The 24,775-nt window shown below is 32.2% G+C and carries 25 protein-coding genes, 1 tRNA gene and 1 pseudogene; 14 read left to right on the top strand and 13 right to left on the bottom strand.

Annotation, left to right across the window (positions count from 1 at the left end):
* Positions 1-72: 72 nt before the first annotated feature.
* The 5 genes from APS56_RS17195 to APS56_RS14995 all read right to left on the bottom strand — a co-directional run bounded on the left by APS56_RS17195 (position 73) and on the right by APS56_RS14995 (position 3,843).
* Positions 73-312: a hypothetical protein gene (locus APS56_RS17195; RefSeq protein WP_236778432.1), complete on the bottom strand. Its 240-nt coding sequence runs from the start codon at positions 310-312 to the stop codon at positions 73-75.
* A gap of 415 nt (positions 313-727) precedes the next feature.
* Positions 728-801 (bottom strand) — tRNA-Pro (locus APS56_RS15010).
* 117 nt (positions 802-918) lie between these two features.
* The gene (gene trxB / locus APS56_RS15005; protein ID WP_054730192.1) at positions 919-1,899 is read right to left on the bottom strand and encodes a thioredoxin-disulfide reductase; all 981 of its coding nucleotides are present in this window, start codon (positions 1,897-1,899) and stop codon (positions 919-921) included.
* Between the two features lie 270 nt (positions 1,900-2,169).
* Entirely contained in the window at positions 2,170-2,691 is a 522-nt protein-coding gene (locus APS56_RS15000; protein WP_054730189.1) for a hypothetical protein, read from the bottom strand.
* A gap of 72 nt (positions 2,692-2,763) precedes the next feature.
* The gene (locus APS56_RS14995; RefSeq protein ID WP_054730186.1) at positions 2,764-3,843 is read right to left on the bottom strand and encodes a substrate-binding domain-containing protein; all 1,080 of its coding nucleotides are present in this window, start codon (positions 3,841-3,843) and stop codon (positions 2,764-2,766) included.
* 140 nt (positions 3,844-3,983) lie between these two features.
* On the opposite strand from APS56_RS14995, the gene APS56_RS14990 reads away from it, so the two are divergent.
* A complete protein-coding gene (locus APS56_RS14990; RefSeq protein WP_054730177.1) occupies positions 3,984-4,811 on the top strand; it encodes an SDR family oxidoreductase in 828 nt (275 codons plus the stop codon).
* Positions 4,812-4,822: 11 nt separating this feature from the next.
* Positions 4,823-6,019 carry a mannonate dehydratase gene (uxuA, locus tag APS56_RS14985; RefSeq protein WP_054730175.1) on the top strand — a complete coding sequence of 399 codons (1,197 nt, stop codon included), beginning with the start codon at positions 4,823-4,825 and terminating at the stop codon, positions 6,017-6,019.
* A gap of 79 nt (positions 6,020-6,098) precedes the next feature.
* Here uxuA and APS56_RS14980 read toward each other — a convergent pair whose 3' ends face one another.
* From APS56_RS14980 to APS56_RS14965, 4 genes and pseudogenes are all read right to left on the bottom strand, one after another.
* On the bottom strand, positions 6,099-6,377 hold the full coding sequence (locus tag APS56_RS14980) for a hypothetical protein (RefSeq protein WP_054730163.1): 279 nt from the start codon (positions 6,375-6,377) through the stop codon (positions 6,099-6,101).
* A 214-nt stretch (positions 6,378-6,591) separates the two neighbouring features.
* Complete coding sequence (locus APS56_RS14975) at positions 6,592-6,990, bottom strand: rhodanese-like domain-containing protein (protein WP_054730161.1); 399 nt, start codon at positions 6,988-6,990, stop codon at positions 6,592-6,594.
* 2 nt (positions 6,991-6,992) lie between these two features.
* Positions 6,993-7,301 carry a rhodanese-like domain-containing protein gene (locus tag APS56_RS14970; RefSeq protein WP_054730152.1) on the bottom strand — a complete coding sequence of 103 codons (309 nt, stop codon included), beginning with the start codon at positions 7,299-7,301 and terminating at the stop codon, positions 6,993-6,995.
* Between the two features lie 85 nt (positions 7,302-7,386).
* A pseudogene (locus tag APS56_RS14965) lies at positions 7,387-7,668 on the bottom strand (thioredoxin domain-containing protein); the annotation flags it as partial.
* Between the two features lie 605 nt (positions 7,669-8,273).
* Here APS56_RS14965 and APS56_RS14960 point away from each other — a divergent pair.
* The 11 genes from APS56_RS14960 (at position 8,274) to APS56_RS14910 (ending at position 19,028) form a co-directional block, all read left to right on the top strand.
* Positions 8,274-9,677 carry an anthranilate synthase component I family protein gene (locus APS56_RS14960; protein ID WP_054730150.1) on the top strand — a complete coding sequence of 468 codons (1,404 nt, stop codon included), beginning with the start codon at positions 8,274-8,276 and terminating at the stop codon, positions 9,675-9,677.
* 98 nt (positions 9,678-9,775) lie between these two features.
* A complete protein-coding gene (locus APS56_RS14955; RefSeq protein WP_054730148.1) occupies positions 9,776-10,342 on the top strand; it encodes an anthranilate synthase component II in 567 nt (188 codons plus the stop codon).
* An 83-nt stretch (positions 10,343-10,425) separates the two neighbouring features.
* Complete coding sequence (gene trpD / locus APS56_RS14950) at positions 10,426-11,418, top strand: anthranilate phosphoribosyltransferase (protein WP_054730145.1); 993 nt, start codon at positions 10,426-10,428, stop codon at positions 11,416-11,418.
* A 76-nt stretch (positions 11,419-11,494) separates the two neighbouring features.
* A complete protein-coding gene (gene trpC, locus APS56_RS14945) occupies positions 11,495-12,277 on the top strand; it encodes an indole-3-glycerol phosphate synthase TrpC (protein WP_054730142.1) in 783 nt (260 codons plus the stop codon).
* A 94-nt stretch (positions 12,278-12,371) separates the two neighbouring features.
* Positions 12,372-13,019 carry a phosphoribosylanthranilate isomerase gene (locus APS56_RS14940; protein ID WP_054730140.1) on the top strand — a complete coding sequence of 216 codons (648 nt, stop codon included), beginning with the start codon at positions 12,372-12,374 and terminating at the stop codon, positions 13,017-13,019.
* 71 nt (positions 13,020-13,090) lie between these two features.
* Complete coding sequence (gene trpB / locus APS56_RS14935; RefSeq protein ID WP_054730139.1) at positions 13,091-14,272, top strand: tryptophan synthase subunit beta; 1,182 nt, start codon at positions 13,091-13,093, stop codon at positions 14,270-14,272.
* Between the two features lie 164 nt (positions 14,273-14,436).
* On the top strand, positions 14,437-15,201 hold the full coding sequence (trpA, locus tag APS56_RS14930; RefSeq protein ID WP_054730137.1) for a tryptophan synthase subunit alpha: 765 nt from the start codon (positions 14,437-14,439) through the stop codon (positions 15,199-15,201).
* 12 nt (positions 15,202-15,213) lie between these two features.
* The gene (locus APS56_RS14925; protein WP_054730136.1) at positions 15,214-16,494 is read left to right on the top strand and encodes an NAD(P)/FAD-dependent oxidoreductase; all 1,281 of its coding nucleotides are present in this window, start codon (positions 15,214-15,216) and stop codon (positions 16,492-16,494) included.
* Between the two features lie 38 nt (positions 16,495-16,532).
* Positions 16,533-16,943, top strand: a complete 411-nt coding sequence (locus tag APS56_RS14920) for a DUF805 domain-containing protein (protein ID WP_054730134.1) — start codon at positions 16,533-16,535, stop codon at positions 16,941-16,943.
* 105 nt (positions 16,944-17,048) lie between these two features.
* Positions 17,049-18,569: a carbon-nitrogen hydrolase family protein gene (locus APS56_RS14915; protein WP_054730128.1), complete on the top strand. Its 1,521-nt coding sequence runs from the start codon at positions 17,049-17,051 to the stop codon at positions 18,567-18,569.
* A 6-nt stretch (positions 18,570-18,575) separates the two neighbouring features.
* Positions 18,576-19,028, top strand: a complete 453-nt coding sequence (locus APS56_RS14910; protein WP_054730125.1) for a tRNA (cytidine(34)-2'-O)-methyltransferase — start codon at positions 18,576-18,578, stop codon at positions 19,026-19,028.
* A 6-nt stretch (positions 19,029-19,034) separates the two neighbouring features.
* On the opposite strand, the gene APS56_RS14905 is transcribed toward APS56_RS14910, so the two are convergent.
* From APS56_RS14905 to APS56_RS14890, 4 genes are all read right to left on the bottom strand, one after another.
* Positions 19,035-19,994, bottom strand: coding sequence for a sugar phosphate isomerase/epimerase family protein (locus APS56_RS14905; protein WP_054730122.1), 960 nt, complete (start codon positions 19,992-19,994; stop codon positions 19,035-19,037).
* A 100-nt stretch (positions 19,995-20,094) separates the two neighbouring features.
* Positions 20,095-20,325: a VF530 family protein gene (locus tag APS56_RS14900; RefSeq protein ID WP_054730120.1), complete on the bottom strand. Its 231-nt coding sequence runs from the start codon at positions 20,323-20,325 to the stop codon at positions 20,095-20,097.
* Entirely contained in the window at positions 20,325-20,540 is a 216-nt protein-coding gene (locus tag APS56_RS14895; protein ID WP_054730114.1) for a DUF6500 family protein, read from the bottom strand. Before APS56_RS14895 ends, APS56_RS14900 begins: the two co-directional genes overlap by 1 nt.
* A gap of 4 nt (positions 20,541-20,544) precedes the next feature.
* Positions 20,545-21,834: a DEAD/DEAH box helicase gene (locus tag APS56_RS14890; protein WP_054730111.1), complete on the bottom strand. Its 1,290-nt coding sequence runs from the start codon at positions 21,832-21,834 to the stop codon at positions 20,545-20,547.
* Between the two features lie 295 nt (positions 21,835-22,129).
* On the opposite strand from APS56_RS14890, the gene APS56_RS14885 reads away from it, so the two are divergent.
* Positions 22,130-24,760, top strand: coding sequence for a TonB-dependent receptor (locus tag APS56_RS14885; protein WP_054730107.1), 2,631 nt, complete (start codon positions 22,130-22,132; stop codon positions 24,758-24,760).
* The last annotated feature ends 15 nt before the right edge of the window (positions 24,761-24,775 follow it).

Raw genomic sequence — 24,775 nt, 5'->3', positions numbered from 1 at the left:
ATTAATTAAGTTTTATATAATCGTAAAGCCTGTATTACTATTACATTAACTATCAAAAACTTAAGAGCTAGCTTACTTAATAAAAACAACATTACGTTTATAGGTCTTTTTTATAAAGCCTTTAATTAAAGTATGCATACCTCTCCATTTTTGATAATATCTTGTTGCGTACTCTATACCTACTAACTTTTCCATTCTGTTATTGTGCAATTCCATAACCTCTAAAAATGCCATATCTTTCTTAATCTTTTCACCTTTGTAGATTAAGTAAATGTCATTTACATCAAATTGTTCTTCCTGAACTTGAAGCAATAAAAAAGCCTTATTAATCTTTTGACTAATAAGGCTCAATTGTGTATTAATAAATTCGTTTTCCTTAGTATTTAGTAATACCTTTTGCTTTGTTGGATCCCAATTAATCAGGGTTTACAAATAAACCTATTGAAAAGGGTTTTATTTGCTTTTTCAATGTTATTCTACATCCAATAGGACAAAGACATTTAGAATTAATCTTGTTCCTTCTTAAAAGGAATAATATTGATAATTTCATGATTTTTAAAAATTTAAACATTAATAAATGGGTAACCTAATTGTGTGCCTTTTTATATTAAAAAAGGTGAATTTAAAGAAAGGAGTATAAATTATTTAAAGTATTGAAAACCAATGCATATATAGAGTATAGCATAAAAAAAGCATCTTAAAAAAGATGCTTAAATTCTATATTTTGTCGGGATGACAGGATTTGAACCTGCGACCACACGACCCCCAGCCGTGTACGCTACCGGACTGCGCCACATCCCGATTTTATTAAGCATTCAAAGAAAACACTTTTTAATAAAATTTAAAAATTAAAATCTCAGATTTTATCATAAAAAAAACCGAAGCATACACTTCGGCTTTTTATTTATAAATTACTGATTAATTATAATTAGACGTGGACACCTCAAATGTAGAATCTTTAGCAGCTAAATAACGCTCTGCATCTAATGCTGCCATACAACCTGTTCCTGCCGCTGTTATTGCTTGTCGGTAAACATGATCTGCTGCATCACCTGAAACAAAAACACCTTCTACATTTGTTTTTGATGAGCCAGGAACATTAATAATATAACCTGTTTCATCTAAATCTAAAAAACCTTTAAATATATCTGTATTAGGTTTATGTCCAATGGCTACAAAAAATCCTGTAGCAGGAATTTCATGCTTTTCATTGGTTTGATTATTAACAACACGAACCCCTGTAACAACTTGACCATCCCCTAAAACCTCATCAGTTTCAGTATTAAATAATATTTCTATATTTTCAGTATTCTTAACTCTTGCGGCCATAATTTTAGAGGCTCTAAACTCGTCACGTCTAACCAGCATAGTTACTTTTTTACAAAGTTTAGATAAGTAATGAGCTTCTTCACACGCCGAATCTCCCGCTCCAACAATAACAACTTCTTGATTTCTATAAAAAAATCCATCGCACACAGCACAAGCAGAAACGCCTCCGCCCAATTTTAAATATTTTTGCTCAGAATCCAAGCCTAAATATTTAGCTGATGCACCTGTAGAAATAATTACAGTATCACAATGAATTTCTTTAGTTTCATTAACCCATACCTTATGCACATCTCCTGAAAAATCCACTTTAGTTATCCAACCATCACGCACATCCGTGTCAAAACGTTCGGCTTGCTTTTGTAATTCCATCATCATTTCTGGCCCTGTAATACCTTCTGGATATCCTGGGAAATTTTCAACTTCGTTGGTTGTTGTTAACTGCCCACCTGGTTGAGCCCCTTGGTATAAAACGGGACGCATATTTGCTCTCGCAGCATAAATAGCCGCTGTGTAACCTGCAGGTCCAGAGCCAATTATTAAGCACTTTAATCTTTCTATTGTTTCAGACATAACCTTTACATATTTAAATGACTGTAAAAGTAAACTTTATTAATAAAAATTTAGCAATCAGTGTATCAAAAGTTATTATCAATAAATAATTATTTCTTATTTCCATAAGAAAAAACTAATAGTCGTAAAATATAGCATAAATAACAAAAAAACACTAAACAATAATTTAAATAATATTTCATTTATATCTGCAGCATCATAATAATTAGTTTTTAATAAAAAAAAGTGAATTTTTGTTAATTATTCTTTTAAAACCAATTACCCTTCCTCTTATAAAGAGTACTTTTCTTCGAAAAACTCATTAAAACACTCTATATTGCTAAAACCATTTATTGTTTCTATTTTCTGAGAATTTATATTTGCTCTCCAAATTTTCTTTATTTTTTGAATTTTCAAACTATCCGTTTTTTCAACCAACGCTATTATATTTTCATCATTACCATTATTAATGGAGCAGTACCCTATTGTTACAAACTCTAATTTATTTGAATGTGAAATAAATAAAGTATCTAAAATTTCATAAATTTTATTTTCAACGCTATCTAATGAGATGCTATTAAAAATAATTGCATTATTTACTTGATTGCTTAAATGTAATATTCGGTGTGTTGGATTATCAGTAGTTATTTTATGAGAAATAACCGTATCACTTATTTTCGTATAGGTAGATAACTCTTTTATTTGTTTAAAATGTTGAAATCTCATTCCGATTATGGAACGATTTATTTTATCTGATTTATTTCCACATGCAACAAAAACTAAAATACTAAAAATAAGAAATAGGTGTTTCATTATATTTTGGTTTAAAACTATAAGCCAAATAACAAAAACTGTACCTTTAAATCAATTATGAGCAAAGAGAAGTTAATATTTATCATCATTTTTTAATACAAAGTCATTTCTCTCATTAAACGATACATTCTCTTTCATCAAAATATCAATAGGTAGGTATATTTTATTATTAGGAATTTTCTTTTTAACTAAATAATCTGTCATCAGACGCACTGCTTCATACCCTTGATCAAAAGGTTTTTGAGAAATTAAAAATGCCACTGAGTTGTTTTTCAAATATTCAATGTTTTGAGGCGTATTATCAAATCCAATCAATTTAAGTTCTTTTAAAAGCGAAGCTTTTAGAGCATCTACAATTACAGAAATTCTACTCGATGGTACAAATATGCCTTTTATTTCGTCATGTTCTTTTAAGTATAGATTAATAATGTCTGTTAAATTCTTCGTATTACTTAAATCATCAATTTTTAAAGTTATGCTCTCTTCTTCAATATTATTCTTTATAAAATAATCATTAAAACCTTTAATTCTTTTAGAAATAGCATTGTTATCTTTTATATTATTATGTGTTTGAATCATTAAAAACTTTGAATGTTCTGGCAAACTTAAATGCATTAGTTTACCAGCAATATAGCCAGAGGTATAAGAATCTTGTCCAATAAAGGCTTTATTATTAAAGCCCGTCAATTCTATATTAACAAACATGTAAGGGATATTATTTTTTTCTAACTGGTTTACAATTAGTTTAGTTTCCTTTAAAAAATTAGGAACTATCAACACCGCATTTGGTTTCGTTTGCAATAAATTATTAAAAGCATGGATATAAGATAGCGAATTACCTTGGCTAAAGTTATAAATATCAGTATTGATACCCATGTTTCCAACTTCTTCACTCGCTTTTAAAACTCCCAAATAGGGCATTTTCCAAAAAGTATCGGTCTTCGTATACTCTGGCATTAAAACAGCAATATTATATTTATTTTTCATTGCCAATGCACTTGCAACTGGGTTTATACTAAAATTTCTGTCCTTTAGTATCTTTTTAACTTTTGCTTCTGTTTTTTTAGAAACCCCACCTCTATTATGCAACACCCTATCAACCGTACCCTCAGAAACCTTAGCTTCTTTAGCTATATCCTTGATTCTAATCATATTTATATCCTCAAATCCTAAATAAGTTCATTTTAATTCAAGCAATGTAACAATATTATTTAATTATTCGTGTGCGCACACAATTTTTATTACATTTGTCTACTTACTTTATATAATTAATAAATTTAAGAAACAAAATAATGAGTAAAACAATTGTATTAACAGGTGCTGGAGGTGTTATTTGTAGTACCTTAGCTTCTGCATTAGCAAAACAAGGGCATAAAATAGCTGTGCTTGATTTAAGAAAAGATGCGGCCGATAAAGTTGCAGATAGCATAAATAAAGATGGAGGAAGTGCTATTGGTATTGCCGCTAATGTTTTGGAAAAAGAATCACTAATCCAAGCTAAAATGGAAGTTAATAATGCTTTCGGTAAATGTGATATTTTAGTTAATGGAGCTGGAGGTAATCACCCTTTAGGAACTACAAGCAATCCGTTTTTGGTAGCAGAAGATTTAATGAATAATGATGATGGGTTTAAAACATTTTTTGATTTAGATGTTAATGGTATTCAATTTGTTTTTAATTTAAATTTTATTGGAACACTATTACCAACTCAAGTATTTGCTATGGACATGGTAGGTCGTGAAGATTGTAGTGTATTAAATATTTCTTCAATGAATGCCTTTACTCCACTTACAAAAATACCTGCATATAGTGGAGCAAAAGCAGCCGTTTCTAATTTTACACAATGGTTAGCAGTTCATTTTTCAAAAGTTGGTATTCGCGTTAACGCATTAGCTCCCGGCTTTTTCTTAACAGACCAAAACAGAACTTTATTAACAAATACAGACGGTAGCTTAACAGCTCGTGGCAATCAAATTATTGATCAAACGCCTATGGGGCGTTTTGGAGAGCCTGAAGACTTAATAGGAACCACTTTATGGCTATGTGGCGAAGGAGCAAAATTTGTAACTGGAGTTGTAGTACCAATTGATGGTGGATTTGCTGCATATAGCGGCGTTTAAAACATATAAAAATGAACTTAAAATTAGAACAAACATGGAGATGGTACGGACCAAACGACCCGGTATCTCTTTTAGATGTTAAACAATCTGGTGCTACAGGAATAGTATCTGCACTACATCACATTCCTAATGGTCAAGTTTGGACCATTGAAGAGATAAATAAACGTAAGGAAATTATTGAAAGCGTTGGATTAACATGGTCTGTAGTTGAAAGTGTACCTATTCACGAGAATATAAAAACCAAATCTGGCGATTACAAAACTTATATTGAAAACTACAAGCAAACGCTTTTAAATTTAGGAGCATGTGGTATTGATATTGTATGTTATAATTTTATGCCAGTATTGGATTGGACACGAACCAACTTAGATTATGAGGTAAATGATAAATCAACAGCTTTACGATTTGAAGCAGCAGCTTTTGCGGCTTTTGAATTGTTTTTATTAAAACGTCCAGGTGCTGAAAATGACTATACCGATACACAAAAAACAGATGCCGAAAACTATTTAAAAAACACGTCGGCTGAAGATCAAAAAAAACTCATCAAAAATATTATTGCTGGTTTACCAGGTGCTGAAGAAGGCTACACACTTAAAGAATTTAACACTATTTTAGCTACTTATAACAAGATTGGTCAGAAAGAATTAAAAGAGAATCTTTTTTCTTTTTTATCAGATATCATACCTTCCGCAGAAAAAGCAGGTATTTTAATGTGTATTCACCCTGATGATCCTCCTTTCCCTATTTTAGGATTGCCTCGCGTAGTAAGTACTGAGCAAGATATTGAAGATATATACAACGCCGTTAAAAGTCAAAACAACGGTCTTACCTATTGCACAGGATCTTTTGGTGTTCGTGCAGATAATGATTTGATTGGAATGGTTAAGCGCCTTGGTGACCGAATTCATTTCATACATTTAAGAGCTACAAAACGTGATGCTCAAGGTAATTTTCATGAAGCAGACCATTTAGATGGCGATGTGGATATGTATGGTGTTATGAAAGCTTTAATTGAAGAACAACAAAAAAGAGCAAAGTCAGGTCGTAAAGATTTACGCATGCCCTTTAGACCCGATCATGGACACAAGATGTTAGATGACTTAAAAAAGAAAACAAATCCAGGGTATTCTGGAATAGGGCGTTTACGTGGTTTAGCTGAATTGCGTGGCTTAGAGCTTGGAATTAGACGCTCAATGCAAAACGACTAATTTTATTTTAAAATAGCATAAAAAAACCTGTAAACTAAAATTTACAGGTTTTTTTTATTAATATTATATACTTATTTTCTTAACCAGCTTGTTGTTGCTCTCGTTGCATCTTCATCAATTCCAAATTTTTCAATTCTTGCTGAATCTCTTCTCTTCGCTTTATAGATTCCAATAATTTCTGGTCTCTAATAGCTTGTTTTCTAATTTTTTCTTCTTGTCGCAATGCTTCTTTTTCAAGCTCAAGCTTTTGTGCCTTTTTTTGACGTCTTATTTCCAAAGTCGTTGATAAATGGGCAAACCCATACATACTAATAAATAGTAAGGCAATTATCCCTAAAATAATATAACCGTGTTCCATAATTCAAGTGCTATTAAATAAATTAATCAGTATTAAAATCTAAAAATTCTTATCGTGAAAATAGATTCAATATAAAATTAAATAAAAACTAACACCCTAAAAAAATAAAAAGCTAAATAACTTAAAAAGCAGATAAAAGTATTATTTTAGACTAAAAAAGGAAATATTTTCAAAATAAAAATATCATTATGGTTGTTTAATATTTCTTTTGTTTTTACAGTTTTGTATCAACTTCAAAACCATCATGCTTCCATTTAGAAATACCGCCTTCTAAATCATATATTTTAACAAACCCTGCATCTAATAACTCTTGAGCGCATTTAGCACTTCTTCGACCTGTTCTACAATAAAGTAAAACAGGTTTATTTTTATCAAGTTTATCTATATCTTCTAAAAAAGTTGGCGAACGAAAATCTATATTTTGCGATTTTGGAATAAATTCTTTGTTATGCTCTTGCAAAGTCCTAACATCAATAAACTGAACATCATCTATTTGTAAAAACGTATGCATTTCTTCAGGTGAAATCACTTTTACTTCACCTGTTATTGCCTGTTTGCAACTCCACACAAATAAAACAAAAAGTGCCGTTAAAATTATGTAAGGATATTTCAAAATTATTCTACATCTCCTTCCCATTCCAACATACCCCCTAAAAGATTATAGGTATTTTCAAAACCTAATTCTTCCATAATCTGGCAAGCTTGACCACTTCTATTTCCAGATCGGCAATATATATAGTAGTTTTTACTTTTATCTAAAGCATCAACTTCTGCAATAAACTCTTGCCCTTTGTGTAAATCTATATGAATAGAGTTTGGTATAATACCATCTGCAACTTCAGCATCTGTTCTTACATCCAAAATTACCGCATTATCATCATTTTTTAATTGCGACAACCATTCTTCTTGATCTAATTCTTCCATATTTAATTTTTTTAAAAATCAAATTTAATATTTTCATTTCATATTACAGACGAAAAAAGAGAAGAAGTGTTACAATTATTACCTTCTATTTTATACCACAACCAATAGCTTTTGTTTCTGGCAGATTAACTTCTTTACCAAGTAACAAAGCATCAACGGCATTTTCAACATATTTAGTATTTACTGCATTGGCATCTTTATAATTATCATCAATTGCACCAATATATTTTAGCACATTTCCTTTTATTGTTTTTTGAAGCACATACATTTGAGGTGTTTTTGTAGCTCCAAATTGTGGATATATATCTTGCCTGTCATCAATTAAATATGGAAAAGTAAAGCCTTTCAATTCTGCTCTTTTCTGCATTAATTTATAACCTACTCCTTTAAAAACAAATGCAAATACCAACAAAGTCAAAAAGATTAATGATAAAAATTTCCTTATACTTTTCATGACCCTTTATTTTAAAAATTGTTTTATCTCTAATTCTAATTCTTGAAAAGTAAATGCCTTTTCAAAAAACTTTCGTTTATCATTTTTATAAATAATTGTTGCAGGTATTGATCCTGATCACGATTGGTCTACTTTGGGAATCCAAGTATTCATATCAGCATCATCTAAAGCTAACACCTTAGATTTTATTTCTTTATTTTTTATAAATGGTTTTAACTTAGAATCATATACATACGGAAAATCTAAACTAACTAATTCCTCTAAAACCTAATTTTCATTCTAAAGCTGTATTATTTATGATAGCTTTTTTATTAAAAAAAAGTAAAAAGTATTGGATAGTTGTATTATCATTTTTATATTTGAGCCCAATAAGATAATAATGAATACAATTTTAAATAATACTTGGTGGTGGTGCTTCTGAAACTAAATTCGTGAAGTAACCCTATGAGTATATTTAAAAATTAAAATATCAAAAAAGGCTTGTCATTCACGACAAGCCTTTTTTTAATTTAGCATAAATGAAAACATTCAATTTATACACCCATCACAAAAAAATTTTAGCTGATACTATTACACCTGTTAGCATCTATTTAAAAATACGGGATAAATATCCTAACAGTTTGTTACTTGAAAGTAGCGATTATAGAGCTAACGATAATAGTTTCTCTTACATATGCTTTAATCCTATTGCATCTATTAAAGTAGAAAATGAAACCATATACCAAACGTTTCCTGATGGTAGCACGACCTTGGAAGATATAACAGATACTACAAATGTAACCGAGGAAATTCATAAATTTACTCAGTACTTTACAGCAAATTCTGATGAAGATTTCAAATTCATCAACAATGGTATTTTTGGCTATTTAGCTTACGATGCTGTTCGTTATTTTGAAGACATAGAAATCTCCAAGAAAAAAAACTCTATAGACATCCCCGATGTGTACTATGCCGTTTATCAAAACATCATAGCGATTGATCATTTTAAAAATGAAGCCTATATTTTTGCTCATTGCTACAATACAGAAAGCAACATAAACGATATTCACGACCTTATAAAAATCAACAATTTTGCAACTTATAATTTTGCAACCGATGGTGACATAGCTTCCAACTTAAAAGATGAGGAATTTAAAGAACATGTTGAATTAGCTAAAAAGCACTGTGGCCGAGGCGATGTATTTCAATTAGTATTATCAAAAAGTTTTTCACAAAAATTCAAGGGCGACGAGTTTAATGTTTATCGAGCCCTACGCAGTATAAACCCTTCTCCATACTTATTTTATTTTGATTTTGGAGGTTTTAAAATTTTTGGGAGCTCTCCAGAAGCCCAGCTTATTGTTAGTAATGGGAAAGCTGAAATTCATCCTATAGCAGGAACTTTTAAGCGTACTGGAGACGATACCAAAGATGCTGAATTAGCAAAACAATTAGCTGCCGACGAAAAAGAAAATGCCGAACATGTTATGTTAGTTGATCTTGCTAGAAATGATTTAAGTAGGCATGGAAACCAAGTAACTGTAGATAATTATCGCGAAGTTCAGTTCTTCTCACATGTTATTCATTTGGTAAGTAAGGTAACAGGACAAAAACACAAAAAAACACAAACTATGCAGGTTGTTGCAGATACTTTTCCTGCTGGCACACTTAGCGGAGCTCCTAAACACAGAGCTATGCAACTTATTGAACAATACGAAAAAACAAGTCGTACTTTTTACGGCGGTGCTATTGGTTTTATGGATTTTGATGGTAATTTCAATCACGCCATTATGATTCGTACTTTTTTAAGTAAAAATTACCGTTTGCATTGGCAAGCAGGAGCTGGCATGGTATCAAAATCAAATGCCGATAGTGAATTACAAGAAGTGTATAATAAGTTAGGTGCGCTAACAAAAGCGATTAAAATAGCTGAAGATATTTAAAATTATAGCGTTAACAGAAAGGTCGAGTTTTCACAAGGCGCTCTGAAAAAGTGAAACTCTAACAGATGCTCATTCCCTAACGCAAACAATTAATTAAAATGAAAAAAATATTAGTCATAGACAATTACGACAGTTTTACTTACAATCTTGTACATTATTTAGAAGATTTAAACTGTGATGTTACTGTAGTACGAAACGACAAACTCTCATTGGATGATGTTGAACCTTTTGATAAAGTAGTTTTATCGCCTGGCCCAGGCATCCCAGATGAAGCCGGCTTATTAAAACCAATTATAGAACGCTACGCATCCACCAAAAGTATTTTAGGAGTGTGTTTAGGCCAACAAGCCATTGGCGAAGTATTTGGTGGATCATTAATCAATTTAGATAATGTATACCATGGTGTTTCTACAAAAGTAAACATCTGTGTAAATGATGAATCCTTGTTTAATAACATGGAAAAAAACATAGAAGTTGGACGCTACCACTCTTGGGTAGTAAATCCAAACTTACCAGACTGCTTAGAAGCAACTTCTTTTGATGAAAATGGGCAGGTTATGTCCTTACGCCATCGTGAATACGATGTTCGAGGTGTACAATACCACCCAGAATCTGTATTAACACCTCATGGAAAACAAATTTTAAAAAATTGGGTGGAAAGCTAAATTTTGTTATTCCTGCAACAATAAAAATTTACAAAAAAATGAAGTTAAATTAAAAAAATCCTGCCTATATAGGGGTAGCAATTATGAAACAACTATTAAACAGACTTATAAACCACGAAACCATTTCGGCCGAAGAGGCAAAACAGGTATTGGTCAATATTTCCAAAGGCGATTACAATCAAAACCAAATTGCATCATTCCTTACAGTTTTTATGATGCGTAGTATCACCTTAGACGAATTACAAGGTTTTAGAGATGCCCTTTTAGAGTTGTGCATCCCAATAGATTTGAAAGATTTTAATGCTATTGATATTGTAGGAACTGGTGGTGATGGTAAAGACACCTTTAACATTTCAACACTTTCGTGCTTTGTAACGGCTGGTGCTGGAGTTAATGTGGCAAAACATGGTAATTATGGGGTATCATCATCTTGTGGCTCATCCAACGTTATGGAATTTTTAGGAGTTAAATTCACCAACAACGAGGATTTTCTAAAAAAGTCAATTGAAAAAGCAGGTATCTGTATATTGCATGCGCCCTTATTCCACCCAGCCATGAAAAACGTTGCCCCTATACGTCGTAATTTAGGCATAAAAACCTTCTTTAACATGTTAGGGCCTATGGTAAATCCGTCATTTCCCAAAAACCAAATGTTAGGTGTATTTAATTTAGAATTATTAAGACTTTATGGCTACCTGTACCAAAATACAGATATTAATTATTCCATTGTTTACGCACTTGATGGCTATGATGAAATATCATTAACTGGACGCACAAAAATTATACAAAACCAATCTGAATCTATTTTATACCCAGAAGATTTTGGTATAAAACAAATAAAGCAAAAAGATATTTATGGTGGGGACACTGTTGAAAAAGCAGCTAAAATTTTTATGGATGTTATTAGTGGAAATGGTACCGAAGCGCAAAACAATGTAGTGTGTGCCAATGCAGGATTAGCAATAGCTACCTCAAAACACATCAGTTACAAATTAGGTTTTGAAACGGCAAAAGAATCGTTGCTAAGTGGAAAAGCTAAAAAAAGTTTAGACACCTTAATTGAATTGAGTAAATAAAAAACGTCATGCCGAACTTGATTCATTCAGCACCACACAAAATGATTAGAATCAGAAAAAAATTGGATCAACAAAAATGAATATATTAGATAAAATAGTATTCGATAAGCGCAAAGAAGTAGATTTAAGAAAAAGCCTCATTCCTGTAGTTCAATTAGAACAATCCGTTTTGTTTGAAAGAGAAACTATTTCACTTGTTCGCAAATTAAGACAAAGTAAATCAGGGATTATTGCCGAGCACAAGCGTCGTTCACCTTCAAAATCGGTTATCAATCAAAACTTCAATGTGTTTGATGTAGCCAAAGGCTACGAAGATGCTGGTGTTTGTGGCATGTCCGTTTTAACCGATGGAAAATATTTTGGGGGCTCTTTAGACGACCTATTAACAGCACGTGCCAGTTGTAGTTTACCTCTATTAAGAAAGGAATTTATTATTGACGAATACCAATTATTAGAAGCAAAAGCTAATGGTGCCGACGTTATTTTGTTAATTGCCGCTATTTTGTCAAAAACAGAAATCAAACGATACTCAGAATTTGCAAAAAGCTTAAATTTAAATGTGCTTTTAGAAGTTCATAATGAAGAAGAATTAGTAAAATCCATCATGCCAAGTTTAGATATGTTAGGCGTTAACAACCGAAACTTAAAAACTTTTGATGTAAGCTTAGAAACCAGTAAATTTTTAAGTCCATTAATTCCTGATGATTTTGTAAAAGTTTCTGAAAGTGGCATCAGTAGCATTGAAGCTATTAAAGAATTACAACCGTACGGATATCAAGGTTTTTTAATTGGAGAGAATTTTATGAAAACCGATGACGCAGGTAAAAGCGCAAAAAAATTCATTAATCAATTAAAATAGTTAACATTAATACAAATAATAAACGATGAAGTTGTTTAAAAACAGTCAGATACTTCAAATTAAAAAAGTATCAAAAGACGGCAAATAACAAACTATGAAACTGAAAATCTGCGGAATGAAATATTTAGATAATATTAAACAAGTTGCCACTTTGCAACCTGATTATCTTGGCTTTATATTTTATGAAAAATCTGCAAGACATTTTGATACTAAGGTTATTCCTGAATTACCCGAAACTATAAAAAAAACAGGGGTATTTGTAAATGCAGAAATAGATTTTGTAATCGATAAAATCAATAAACACAATTTGCAAGTTGTACAATTACATGGTAAAGAAACTCCTAAATATTGTAATGATTTACGTCATACTAAACTCGTTTCTATGCCTCTTCCTATTAAAATCATCAAAGCATTTTCCATAAAAGACGAATTCAATTTTGATGTTTTAAAACCATACGAAACCGTTTGTGACTATTTTTTATTCGACACCAAAGGAAAATTACCAGGCGGAAATGGACTTACATTTAATTGGAACACTCTAAATAAATATCCTTCCACAAAACCATTCTTTTTAAGTGGTGGAATTGGAATTGAACAAATTAAAAATTTAAAAAAATTTCAGCAAAGTATAGCTTCAAAATATTGTTATGCCATTGATGTTAACAGTAAGTTTGAGACAAAGCCTGGATTAAAAAACATAGAATTTTTAAAAGAATTTAAACAGTACATCATTACAAAATAAGGTCGATTAAAAGAATATCATGATCTTTACCAAATGACTTTGTTTCTCGCAATGATGAAATAATAAAAACAATGAATTACAACGTAAACGAAAAAGGTTATTATGGCGAATTTGGCGGTGCTTATATCCCTGAAATGCTATATCCAAATGTAGAAGAGTTACGTCAAAACTATTTAAAAGTTATGGCTGAGCCTGACTTTAAAAAAGAATTTGACCAACTTTTAAAAGACTATGTTGGCCGTCCTTCTCCACTCTATTTTGCAAAGCGTCTTTCTGAAAAATACAATACCAAAATTTATTTAAAACGGGAAGATTTAAACCATACTGGAGCACACAAAATCAACAATACTATTGGTCAAATTTTAATGGCAAAACGTTTAGGCAAACATCGTATTATAGCCGAAACGGGAGCTGGACAGCATGGAGTTGCTACCGCAACTGTTTGTGCTTTGATGGGGTTAGAATGTATTGTTTATATGGGTGAAATTGATATTGCTCGTCAGGCTCCAAATGTAGCCAGAATGAAAATGTTAGGCGCTAAAGTTATGCCTGCATTATCAGGTAGCCGTACCCTAAAAGATGCCACAAACGAAGCCATCAGAGATTGGATTAACAATCCTGTAGACACGCATTACATCATTGGTTCTGCTATAGGTCCACATCCTTATCCTGATATGGTTACTCGCTTTCAATCAATTATTTCAGAAGAAATAAAATGGCAATTAAAAGAACAGACAGGTCATGAAAATCCAAATTATGTTGTTGCCTGTATTGGTGGAGGTAGTAATGCAGCGGGTACCTACTATCATTATTTACACGAACCTGAAGTTGGTATTATTGCAGTAGAAGCTGCTGGTCATGGTGTAGATTCTGGAGAGAGTGCTGCCACTTCTGTTTTAGGAAAAGAAGGTATAATTCACGGTTGCAAAACACTTTTAATGCAAACTAAAGACGGTCAAATTACCGAGCCTTATTCTATTTCAGCAGGATTAGACTATCCTGGCGTAGGCCCCATGCATGCCCATTTATGCAAAACTGGTCGAGCTGAATTTATGGCTATCACCGATGATGATGCTATGAATGCTGGTTTGGAATTATGCAAACTCGAAGGTATTATACCCGCAATTGAAAGCTCACATGCCTTGGCTATTTTTAAACAGCGAACATTCAAATCAAACGATGTGGTGGTGGTTAGCTTATCTGGAAGAGGTGATAAAGATTTAGAAAATTACATCAATTATTTCAAAATATAAATCAGATTATGTTGCGCTTGCATTCGGGATTGAACAACCTGTTTAAGCTCCCTACACAGGAGAATCGGGAACGGGTAATGAAAGTCCTCCCCTTGTGGTAACGCCCAAATTGAACACTAAAAAATGAGAACCTAAAACAACTTTAGGTTGACAAAAACAATATTATGAATCGGATCCAAAACAAGTTACAAGAAAACAAAAAGCTACTCTCTATATATTTTACAGCAGGTTATCCAAGTTTGAATGATACCGTTTCTATCATTCAGGATTTAGAAAAAAACGGTGTAGATATGATTGAAATTGGATTACCGTTTAGCGATCCATTAGCTGATGGTCCAACTATACAGGCCAGTTCTACTGATGCTTTAAAAAATGGCATGACTACCGAAGTGCTTTTCAAACAGCTTAAAGATATTCGTAAAACGGTTAAAATCCCTTTAATTATTATGGGGTATTTCAATCCTATTTTCCAATATGGTGTGGAAGCATTTTGTAAAAAATGTCAAGAAATAGGTGTTGATGGCCTTATTATTCCTGATTTACCTGTAGATGTGTATCATAATGAATATCAAGCTACTTTTGAAAGATATGGGCTTATTAATGTGTTTTTAATTACGCCACAAACTTCTGAAGAACGTATTAATTTTATCGATTCTATTTCAAAAGGCTTTATTTATATGGTGAGTAGTGCCAGCGTTACAGGAAGTCAATCAGGTTTTGGAAATACTCAAACCAATTACTTTAAGCGTGTTGCTGACATGAATCTTAAAAACCCTCAAATCATTGGATTTGGTATTTCGGACAACAAAACATTTACGCAAGCGACTACTTACGCTAAAGGAGCCATTATTGGTAGTGCATTTATAAAACATTTAGCGACAAAGGGACGAAATAATATCAAAGAATTTGTGACCTTTGTAGCGTCATAAATTTTCCCTACCATGCCTAAAAGAAAAAGAATTATTATAGTTGGAGCTGGTTTTGCCGGTTTGCAGCTTGCCCAAGATTTAATAAACGTTAAAAATTATAAGGTTTATTTAATAGACAAACAAAACTACCATCAGTTTCAACCGCTCATGTATCAGGTTGCTACAGCACGTTTAGAACCTGCAAGTATTTCTTTTCCACTTAGAAAAGTATTTCAAAAAGCAAAAAATGTAAGAATTAGAATTGCTGAAGTTACACAGGTTGATTTTGATAACAAAAAACTAATAACATCCATTGGTAACTTTAAATACGACCATTTAGTAATATCTATTGGCTGTACAACTAATTATTTCGGGAACAATAATCTAAGAGATTTTGCATACCCTATGAAAACTATTCCCGAAGCTATACAATTAAGAAATAGAATCCTACAAACTTTTGAAGACGCTTTAAACACACGTAATTCTGAAAAGCTACAAACCTTATTAAATTTTGTAATTGTTGGTGGTGGCCCAACGGGCGTGGAATTAGCTGGTGCATTATCAGAAATGAAACGCCATATTTTGCCTAAAGATTATCCTGACAAAGATTTCTCAAAACTTACTATTTATCTTTTAGAAGGTGCTGCCAACACTTTGAGCCCTATGAGTAAAGGATCACAAAAAATGTCACAAAAATACCTTGAAGAATTAGGCGTTATTGTAAAAACCAATACCATTGTTAATGATTATGATGGTACTATTGTATCCCTTAATAATGGCGAAAAAATATCTTCCAAAAATGTTATTTGGGCAGCAGGTGTAACAGGCAATATTATTGATGGTTTTCCTAAAGAATGTTTTACAAGAGGAAATAGACTTATCGTAAATCGTTTTAATGAAGTGTCACATTTGAATGATGTATATGCTTTAGGAGACATTGCCTATATGGAAACACCAAAACACCCACAAGGCCATGCTCAAGTAGCAAGTGTGGCTCTTCAACAAGCTAGCTTATTAGCTAAAAATTTTAAAAACATTAATAAAGGCAACGCTAAAAAAGAGTTTGAATACACTGATAAAGGAGCTATGGCAACAATTGGCAAACGCAAAGCTGTTGTTGATCTACCAAAATTTAGTTTTCAAGGTAGAATGGCTTGGTTTACTTGGATGTTTATTCATTTAATGCTTATTTTAAGTGTTAAAAATAAACTGTTAATTTTTATGAATTGGACTATTAGTTATTTCAATAATGATAGCACACTAAGAATTATCATGAAACCTGTTAGAACTAAAGTTAAAATGAAAAAAGATTAATCATACATTTAGTATAAATTAAAACTGTATACGATATAATGAACTGGTATTTAAAAGTAGTAAGAGATAATTATGCTAATTTTTCGGGTAGAGCAAGACGACAAGAATATTGGATGTTTATGCTGTTTCATTCTGTAATTATCATTGTATTAGCCATTTTGACTGGATTATTAGTTGACTTAACAGATAATGGTGCTTATATAGCCATTTTTATTGGGTTTTATTTTTTAGGAACAATCATTCCAACCTTGGCCGTTACGGTTAGAAGGCTTCATGACATTGGCAAAAGTGGATGGTATTTTTTACTCCAACTGATTCCTTATGTTGGTGGTTTTATTATGTTTGTTTTTACTTTGCAACCTGGAAATTCTGGTGCAAATCAATATGGTCCAGATCCAAAAGTCTTAAACATATTCGATGAAATTGATGATATAGGAAAACCCCAATGAGGTTAAAATTTTGATATGACATCTACAAAAGAAAAAATCCGTGTTATTTTAAATACTATATTCGTTTAAAATTCAGATTTTAATTTTCTGATTAACAACACACTCATGGAAAACATTGAAAATATTGAATTGGCCTATCTTACTCTTACTGATTATCATGAGTTAAGAGAAGCTATGATTGCATCCTATACATCTATGCCTGATTCTATTTGGGGTGAAGCGCAAATTAAAACACTGATTAATAAATTCCCAGAAGGCCAAGTTGTTATAAAAATAAACAATCAAATTGCTGGCTGTGCACTGTCTATTATTGTTGACTATGACAAATTTGAAGACAATCATACCTATGAAGACATCACTGGCAATTATACCTTTAGTACCCATACCAATGAGGGTGATATCATTTATGGCATTGATGTATTTATAAAACCCGAATTTAGAGGCTTACGTTTAGGTAGAAGACTTTATGATTATAGAAAAGAACTTTGCGAACGTTTAAATTTGAAAGGTCTCGCCTTTGGTGGTCGAATTCCTAATTATCATAAATATGCAGATTCATTAACTCCAAAAGAGTATATTGATAAAGTTAGGCGTAAAGAAATCCATGATCCAGTACTGAATTTTCAAATTTCAAATGATTTCCATCCAGCTCGAATTTTAAAAAATTATCTTAAAGGCGATGCCAATTCTCATGATTATGCCGTGCTTTTAGAGTGGGATAATATTTATTACGAAAAGAAAAACAAAAAAGCGTCTACAATAAAAAAAATTGTACGTTTAGGTTTGGTGCAATGGCAAATGCGCCCATATAAAAGTTTGGATGATGTTATGGAACAAGCCGAATTTTTTATAGATGCGGTGTCTGGTTACAGAAGTGATTTCGCATTATTTCCAGAGTTTTTCAACGCACCATTAATGGCAGAAAACAATCATTTATCCACTCCTGAAGCTATTAGGGAACTGGCTAAACATACTGCCGAAATTGTGCAACGTTTTGCAAAATTAGCCATATCATACAATATCAATATCATAACAGGGAGTATGCCAGAAATGGTAGATGGAAAACTACATAATGTTGGTTATTTATGCCGTCGTGATGGCAGCATGGAACGCTACGAAAAACTACATGTCACACCAGATGAAGCTAAAGTTTGGGGTATGGTTGGCGGTAACAAACTGCAAGCTTTTGATACCGATTGTGGCAAAATAGGTATCTTAATTTGTTACGATTCTGAATTCCCCGAATTGAGTAGATTATTAGCAGATGAAGGCATGGACATTTTATTTGTGCCGTTTTTAACAGACACTCAAAACGGATTCTCGCGTGTACGACATTGCGCGCAAGCCAGAGCAATTGAAAACGAATGTTATGTTGCTATTGCAGGCAGTGTTGGGAACTTACCCAAGGTACAAAATATGGACATACAGTTTGCGCAATCTATGGTATTCACACCTTGTGATTTTGCATTTCCTACCAACGGTGTAAAAGCTGAAACCACACAAAATTCAGAAATGATTTTAATAGCCGATGTAGATATCGATTTGCTTAGAAATCTCAATCAATTTGGTAGTGTAAGAAATTTAAAAGACAGACGTTTAGACTTATTTGAATTAAGAAAAAAATAAATTTTCATGCCCTTAAATATTGTTTTAATTGAACCTGAAATACCTAATAACACGGGCAATATTGGCCGCTTAGCTTTAGCTTCAGGTTCTCACTTACATTTAGTGAAACCCTTTGGTTTTGAAATTGATGACAGTCGATTAAAACGTGCTGGGTTGGATTATTGGCAACATCTTTCTGTAACATATTATGAAAGCGTAGAATTTTTTTTTGAAATAAACAAAGATAAAAACATGGCTTTTATGTCCAGTCATGGCACTAAAAACCATTGGGACATTCCCTTTGAAGATGATATGTTTTTAATTTTTGGAAAAGAATCAGTTGGATTGTCAAAAGCTTTAACTGAAAAACATACAAACCAGCTTTATAAAATCCCTATATATAGTGAGCATGTTAGAAGTCTTAATCTTGCTAATGCGGTAAGTATTGTAGTTTATGAAGGCTTAAAAAGTTTTGTTTAAAACCGTTTACTCAACTTCATTCCATAGCCTTCTTATGGTATTTAAATCTTTTTTCATAGCAGAGAATACATCTTTCTGAGGTATAGAAACAGTTGAGCTGCCATGCTCAGCTCCTCCTAAATCATATTCACAATGTAATGATATAGGCACATGAATTTGATAGGCTTTTAAAAGCTTAAAATATGCTTTAAAATCAACCATTCCTTCTCCTATTGGCACATTCAAAACGTCCCATTTATCATGTTTCATAATCCATTTAAAATCTTTAAGAACCAATGAATTTATTTTAGGTCTAATCAGCTTTAAACCCGTTTGCCAAGATTTTCCTCCTTCCACGGTCGCATGTCTTATATCATACTGACAACCTATAAAACTTGATTTAATATTTTTAAGTAATTCATGAATTTCCCAAATAGAAGCTCCTACTTGTAATCCTGCATGATTTTGAAACGCACCTTTTATACCATGTTTTTTATTAAGAATCACTAATGTTTTTAATTGTTCACTAACATTTGATATCGTTTCAGCAATCGATTTATTTTCTGAATACTTATAATACCCCAATCTATAATATTCAACACCCATTTTTGAGGCCGTTTCTAACACATCATTGGTATATTTTTCATCTGCAGACAAAATACCTGAAGTCATTAATTTCGGTTGGAAACCAACTTTTTTTATCGCTTCTATGGCTTTTGGCAAATCATCTTTTACACGTTCTGGAAGCACGTGTCCTTTATTTCTTACAGACAGATCGACACCAGCAAATCCTATTTCAGCAGCAGCCTCAGCCATATTGTTATAATTTAAAAACTGAAGGTGCTTTGAAAATATATGAATTTCTAAATCGTTCATTAACTTACTTTTTTCAAAAAGTGGTTGCGAAAATGCGGGGGCCGTAATTGCTGCTCCCAATGCTAAAGTTGATTTTTCAATAAATTGACGTCTGGAAATTTCTTTACGCATACAAATTCCTTTTTTAGATACCTAAATTACGAATTTATAAACACGAATTTTAAATCGTTATTATTTAAATTTTATTAAGATAAAAATACTAAGTCTAAAATTATTTAGTCTTAGTATTTTTAAGCATATTCAAATACATGGCTTCAACCTTTGTTCGAGCCCATGGTGTTCGTCTTAAAAATTTTAGACTGGATTTTACTGAAGGATTATCAGTAAAACATTTTATTTTGACAGTATACCCCATATACTCCCAACCATAATGTACTACCAAATCATTTATGATTTGCTCAAGTTTTATACCGTGTAAAGGATTGTTTAGCTGAGTTTCCATTATAAATTATTGACTAAATTTTTAATTTTAATGGCCTTCTCAAAATGATCTAATTCATGTGTTTCAATCCACCATGTAGCTACTTCCATCAAAAGTTGTGGATTGTCATTTTTATTTTTAAAAAAAGCATAAAAAGACACGCCAACAGCATCTCCTTTCGCTGCGATTTTTTTATCACAAACTTCTATTATTTTATCTTTTAAAACTTGCTGCATACAGTTAATTGCGTCTATCCGTATGGCGTTTTGGACGTCTAGATTTATTATTTCTACTGGAATTACTATGTGAATTTCCAGAAGACTTAGAGTTTGAGTTATTTCGAGGGTTTCTATTTTGTCTGCCTTGCCCTTGTTTAATTGGTGCCGTTGACGCATTGGGGTCTGGTTCAAAACCTTCCATAATTTCAACAGAAAGTTTTATTTCTATCAACTTTTCAATATCTCTTAAAAACGTAGTTTCATCAGCACTTACTAAAGATAATGCAACACCATTAGCTCCTGCTCTCCCTGTTCTACCAATTCTATGCACATAATCCTCTGGGATGTTGGGTATTTCAAAATTAATAACATGGGGCAATAATGGAATATCTAAACCTCGCGCTGCAATATCTGTTGCCACTAACACGCGTACACTACCGTTTTTAAATCCTGCCAACGCTTTGGTTCTTGCTCCTTGACTTTTATTTCCATGTATGGCTGCAGCGGTTATTCCTGCTTTTCCCATTTTTTCACAAAGCTTGTTGGCACCGTGTTTGGTTCGGGTAAATACCAAAACCTGCTTCCAATTACCATCAGCAATTAATTTAATAATTAAGTTTGTTTTTAAACTTTTGGCAACCCGATATACTTTTTGAGTAATAGCATCCACCGTCGTGTTTTCTGGAGTAGCCTCCACCTGAATTGGTTTGTTCAATATACCATGTGCTAACTTTTTAATATCTTTTGAAAACGTTGCTGAAAACATTAAATTCTGACGTTTTTCTGGCATCGACTTTATAACACGCTCTATATCTCTTAAAAAGCCCATATCCAACATACGGTCTGCCTCATCTAAAACAAAAATCTCCACGCGCTTAAGGGATAATAAACCTTGATTTTGTAAATCTATCAAACGTCCAGGGGTTGCTACCAAAACATCTATACCTTGACGGATAGTTGCTGCTTGTGGTTTTTGGTTTACACCACCAAAAATAACGGCACTACGCAAATTTAAAAATTCGCTGTACTCTTTAACATTCGCATATACTTGGGCTGCCAACTCTCGAGTTGGTGTTAAAATCAAAGCACGAATGGGTCTGTATTTTTCTTTCGGATTTTCAGAAAGAATATGTAGAAGTGGTAATGTAAAACCTGCTGTTTTTCCAGTTCCTGTTTGGGCAGAGGCTAATACATCATGTCCGTTTAAAACTGGAGGAATGGCTTTTTGTTGAATAGGACTTGGTGTAGTGTATCCTTTTTTACTAATAGCTTTTAGCAAGGCTTCGGACAAACCTAAAGATTGAAATGACATATAATGTGTTTAGTGAAGCAAACACTATTTTGTTAGGTCACTCCTTTTTTAATTTTAGGCAAAGGTACATCTAATTTTAAGATTATAATTAATTAGTAGATTTCTAAAAAACAACTTGATTTATTTGAGCATATCTTTTTTAATCTTTAAAAAGAAAAAACACAAATAGATATTGATAAAATCAAGCTATCACAACAGCTTATTTAGATTTATTAAAAATAACTTGTATAGATTAAACTTAGCTATTACTTTTGTTAAAAATTCCACTATTAATATTAAGTCTAAATAAAAATTAATGAAAAACCTATTACTAACCATAACTTTATTTCTGTTAGCTAATTTAGCCTTTGCTCAAAATGGAAACATAACAGGCACTGTGAAAGACAATAATCAAACACTCCTTTTTGGTGTAAATATTTCTTTAAAAAACACTACAAAAGGAACACAAACAAATGAAAACGGAAACTTTGAAATCTCTAATATTGAAAATGGACATTATACGCTTTCAATTTCTTTTTTAGGTTTTAAAACAAAAGAAATACCTCTTTCCATTTCTAACAATGAAGATATAAAATTAGGAACAATAACACTTTACGAAGGAAATGAAATTTTAAGTGAAATTATCATTAAGTCAGAACGACATAATAAATTTTCACGCAAAAAAACAGCTTATGTATCAAAATTACCATTGAAGGATATTGAAAACTCTCAAGTCTATTCAACAGTAACCACAGAATTGTTAGAATCTCAAATTACAACAAATCTTGATGATGCAATGACCAATGCTACAGGAATTAGTAAACTTTGGGAATCTACTGGACGATCACCAGGATCTGGTACTGCCTTTTTTTCCTCACGAGGTTTTTCTACACAACCATCTTTAGTTGATGGAGTACCTGGGTTTACATTCAGTGCAATTGATCCTTCCTATATAGAACGTATAGAAGTCATAAAAGGGCCTTCTGCTACACTTTTTGGTAGTACAGTCACCTCTTTAGGTGGTTTAATAAATGTCGTGACCAAAAAACCTTTTAAAGGATTTGGAGGTAGTATTTCATATACCGCAGGTTCTTTCAACCTACATCGCACTTCTATTGATTTAAACACACCTTTAAGTGATAATAATGACATCTTTTTTAGAATCAATGCATCATATCTAACACAAGATAGTTTTCAAGATGCTGGTTTCAGAAAAACATTTTTTATAGCACCTTCAGTATCATACAATGTTAATAATCGCTTAAATCTATCTTTTGGTATTGAATATTCCAATACTGAACAAACCAATCCTTCTATGTTATTTTTAAGGAGAGGTATCTCTATGGTTTCAAGAAATGTAAACGACTTAGGAGTTGATCCCAATAAATCATTTACGTCTAATGACGTTACATTATCTAGTCCTATATTTAATACAAGAGCTATTGCAGATTATAAGCTATCCGATCAATGGAACTCACAAACCATCTTTGCTAGCACACATTCTGAAGCTAAAGGATATTACCAATATTTATACGAAGGAACTTCTGCTGCCTTTGGCGTTTTACAACCCCTTGCCGATATTCCTTATCCGCCCTTACAAAATGATGTTAATGCTGTATTAGGTGAAGCTTTTGGATTACTTAATGAAGATGTATTTACCAGGTTATATGATAAACGTGATGCCAATGCAACTAAGGCAAACTTACAACAAAATTTCACGGGCGATTTTAAAATAGCAAACGTTAGAAATAGACTTGTTTTAGGATTAGACTATGTTTACAGAGAAGAAACTTCTAGAAATAAAAGTGGAAACCCTGTTTTAACACAGCATTCTAATTTTCCAAGTATCATTAACACCTTAAATTTCTTAGACCCAGGTCAAGGAGATTTAATTGCTGCGCAATTAAATAGTTTTCCATATTTTGATGCTCAGTTTTACGCCAATGGAAATATAGTACCAACCTCGTTTGCTCCAAATGCTCAATACACTGTTTCAAACACTGAACTTGATGCTATATTTGATCAAGTTACAGCAAGAGAGTTAAAAACAAGTTCTCAAACATTTGCTTTATATGCTTCTGATGTGATTAATCTAACCAATAAATTAACTATAAATGTTGGTTTACGTTTAGATTATTTTGATCAAGATGGAGATAAATCTGATCCTTTAGATGATTATACCAAAACAACCTTATCACCAAATGCAGGAATATTATATCAACCTATACTAAATAAACTAAGTGTTTTCGCAAATTACCAAACTGGTTTTGTAAACAATGATCCAGTGGTTAATGGAGATGGTACCGTAGACACTTTTAAACCCACTGAAGCTAAACAGTTTGAAGGTGGCTTAAAAGTAAATTTTTTCAATGGCAAACTAAATACTAGTGTATGTTACTATAATATTACTGCGGATAAAACGACTAACAGTGACCCTGCAGCAGTTTTATTTGCTTACACAATTGATATTGCCGAAGTAGTTAGTAAAGGTTTTGAATTTGAGATTAACACAAACCCCTTTCAAGGTTTAAATATACGAGGTTCTTACTCTTATAATAATAGTACTATTACGGATGCATATAGTGAATTAACGGGTATTGACTATGTTAATCTTAAAGATAGAAGGCCCGAGTCAGCTGGTCCTGAAAATATTTATAACTTTTGGGCCGATTATCAATTCTCAAGTAAAACTTTCTTAAAGAACTTTGGCTTAGCTGCTGGTTTTAATGGTGCTTCCGCACACTTAACAGTAGATAACGGTGTAGCGGGACAATTTACATTACCTGCATATACAATATATAATGCATCTGTTTATTATAATGCCGAAAAATACAGAATTGGTCTTAAAGTAAATAACTTTACAGACGAAACATATTATAAAGGTTGGAGTACGGTAAATGCACAAGCTCCATTAGCGGTTTTAGGGACCTTGCAATATAAATTTTAATATTTTGAGTTAGTT

This window comes from Pseudalgibacter alginicilyticus (assembly GCF_001310225.1).
GTDB classification, from domain to species: Bacteria; Bacteroidota; Bacteroidia; order Flavobacteriales; family Flavobacteriaceae; genus Pseudalgibacter; species Pseudalgibacter alginicilyticus.
The sequence above is the reverse complement of the archived record's forward strand: the minus strand, read 5'-3'. Positions and strand labels throughout refer to the sequence as shown.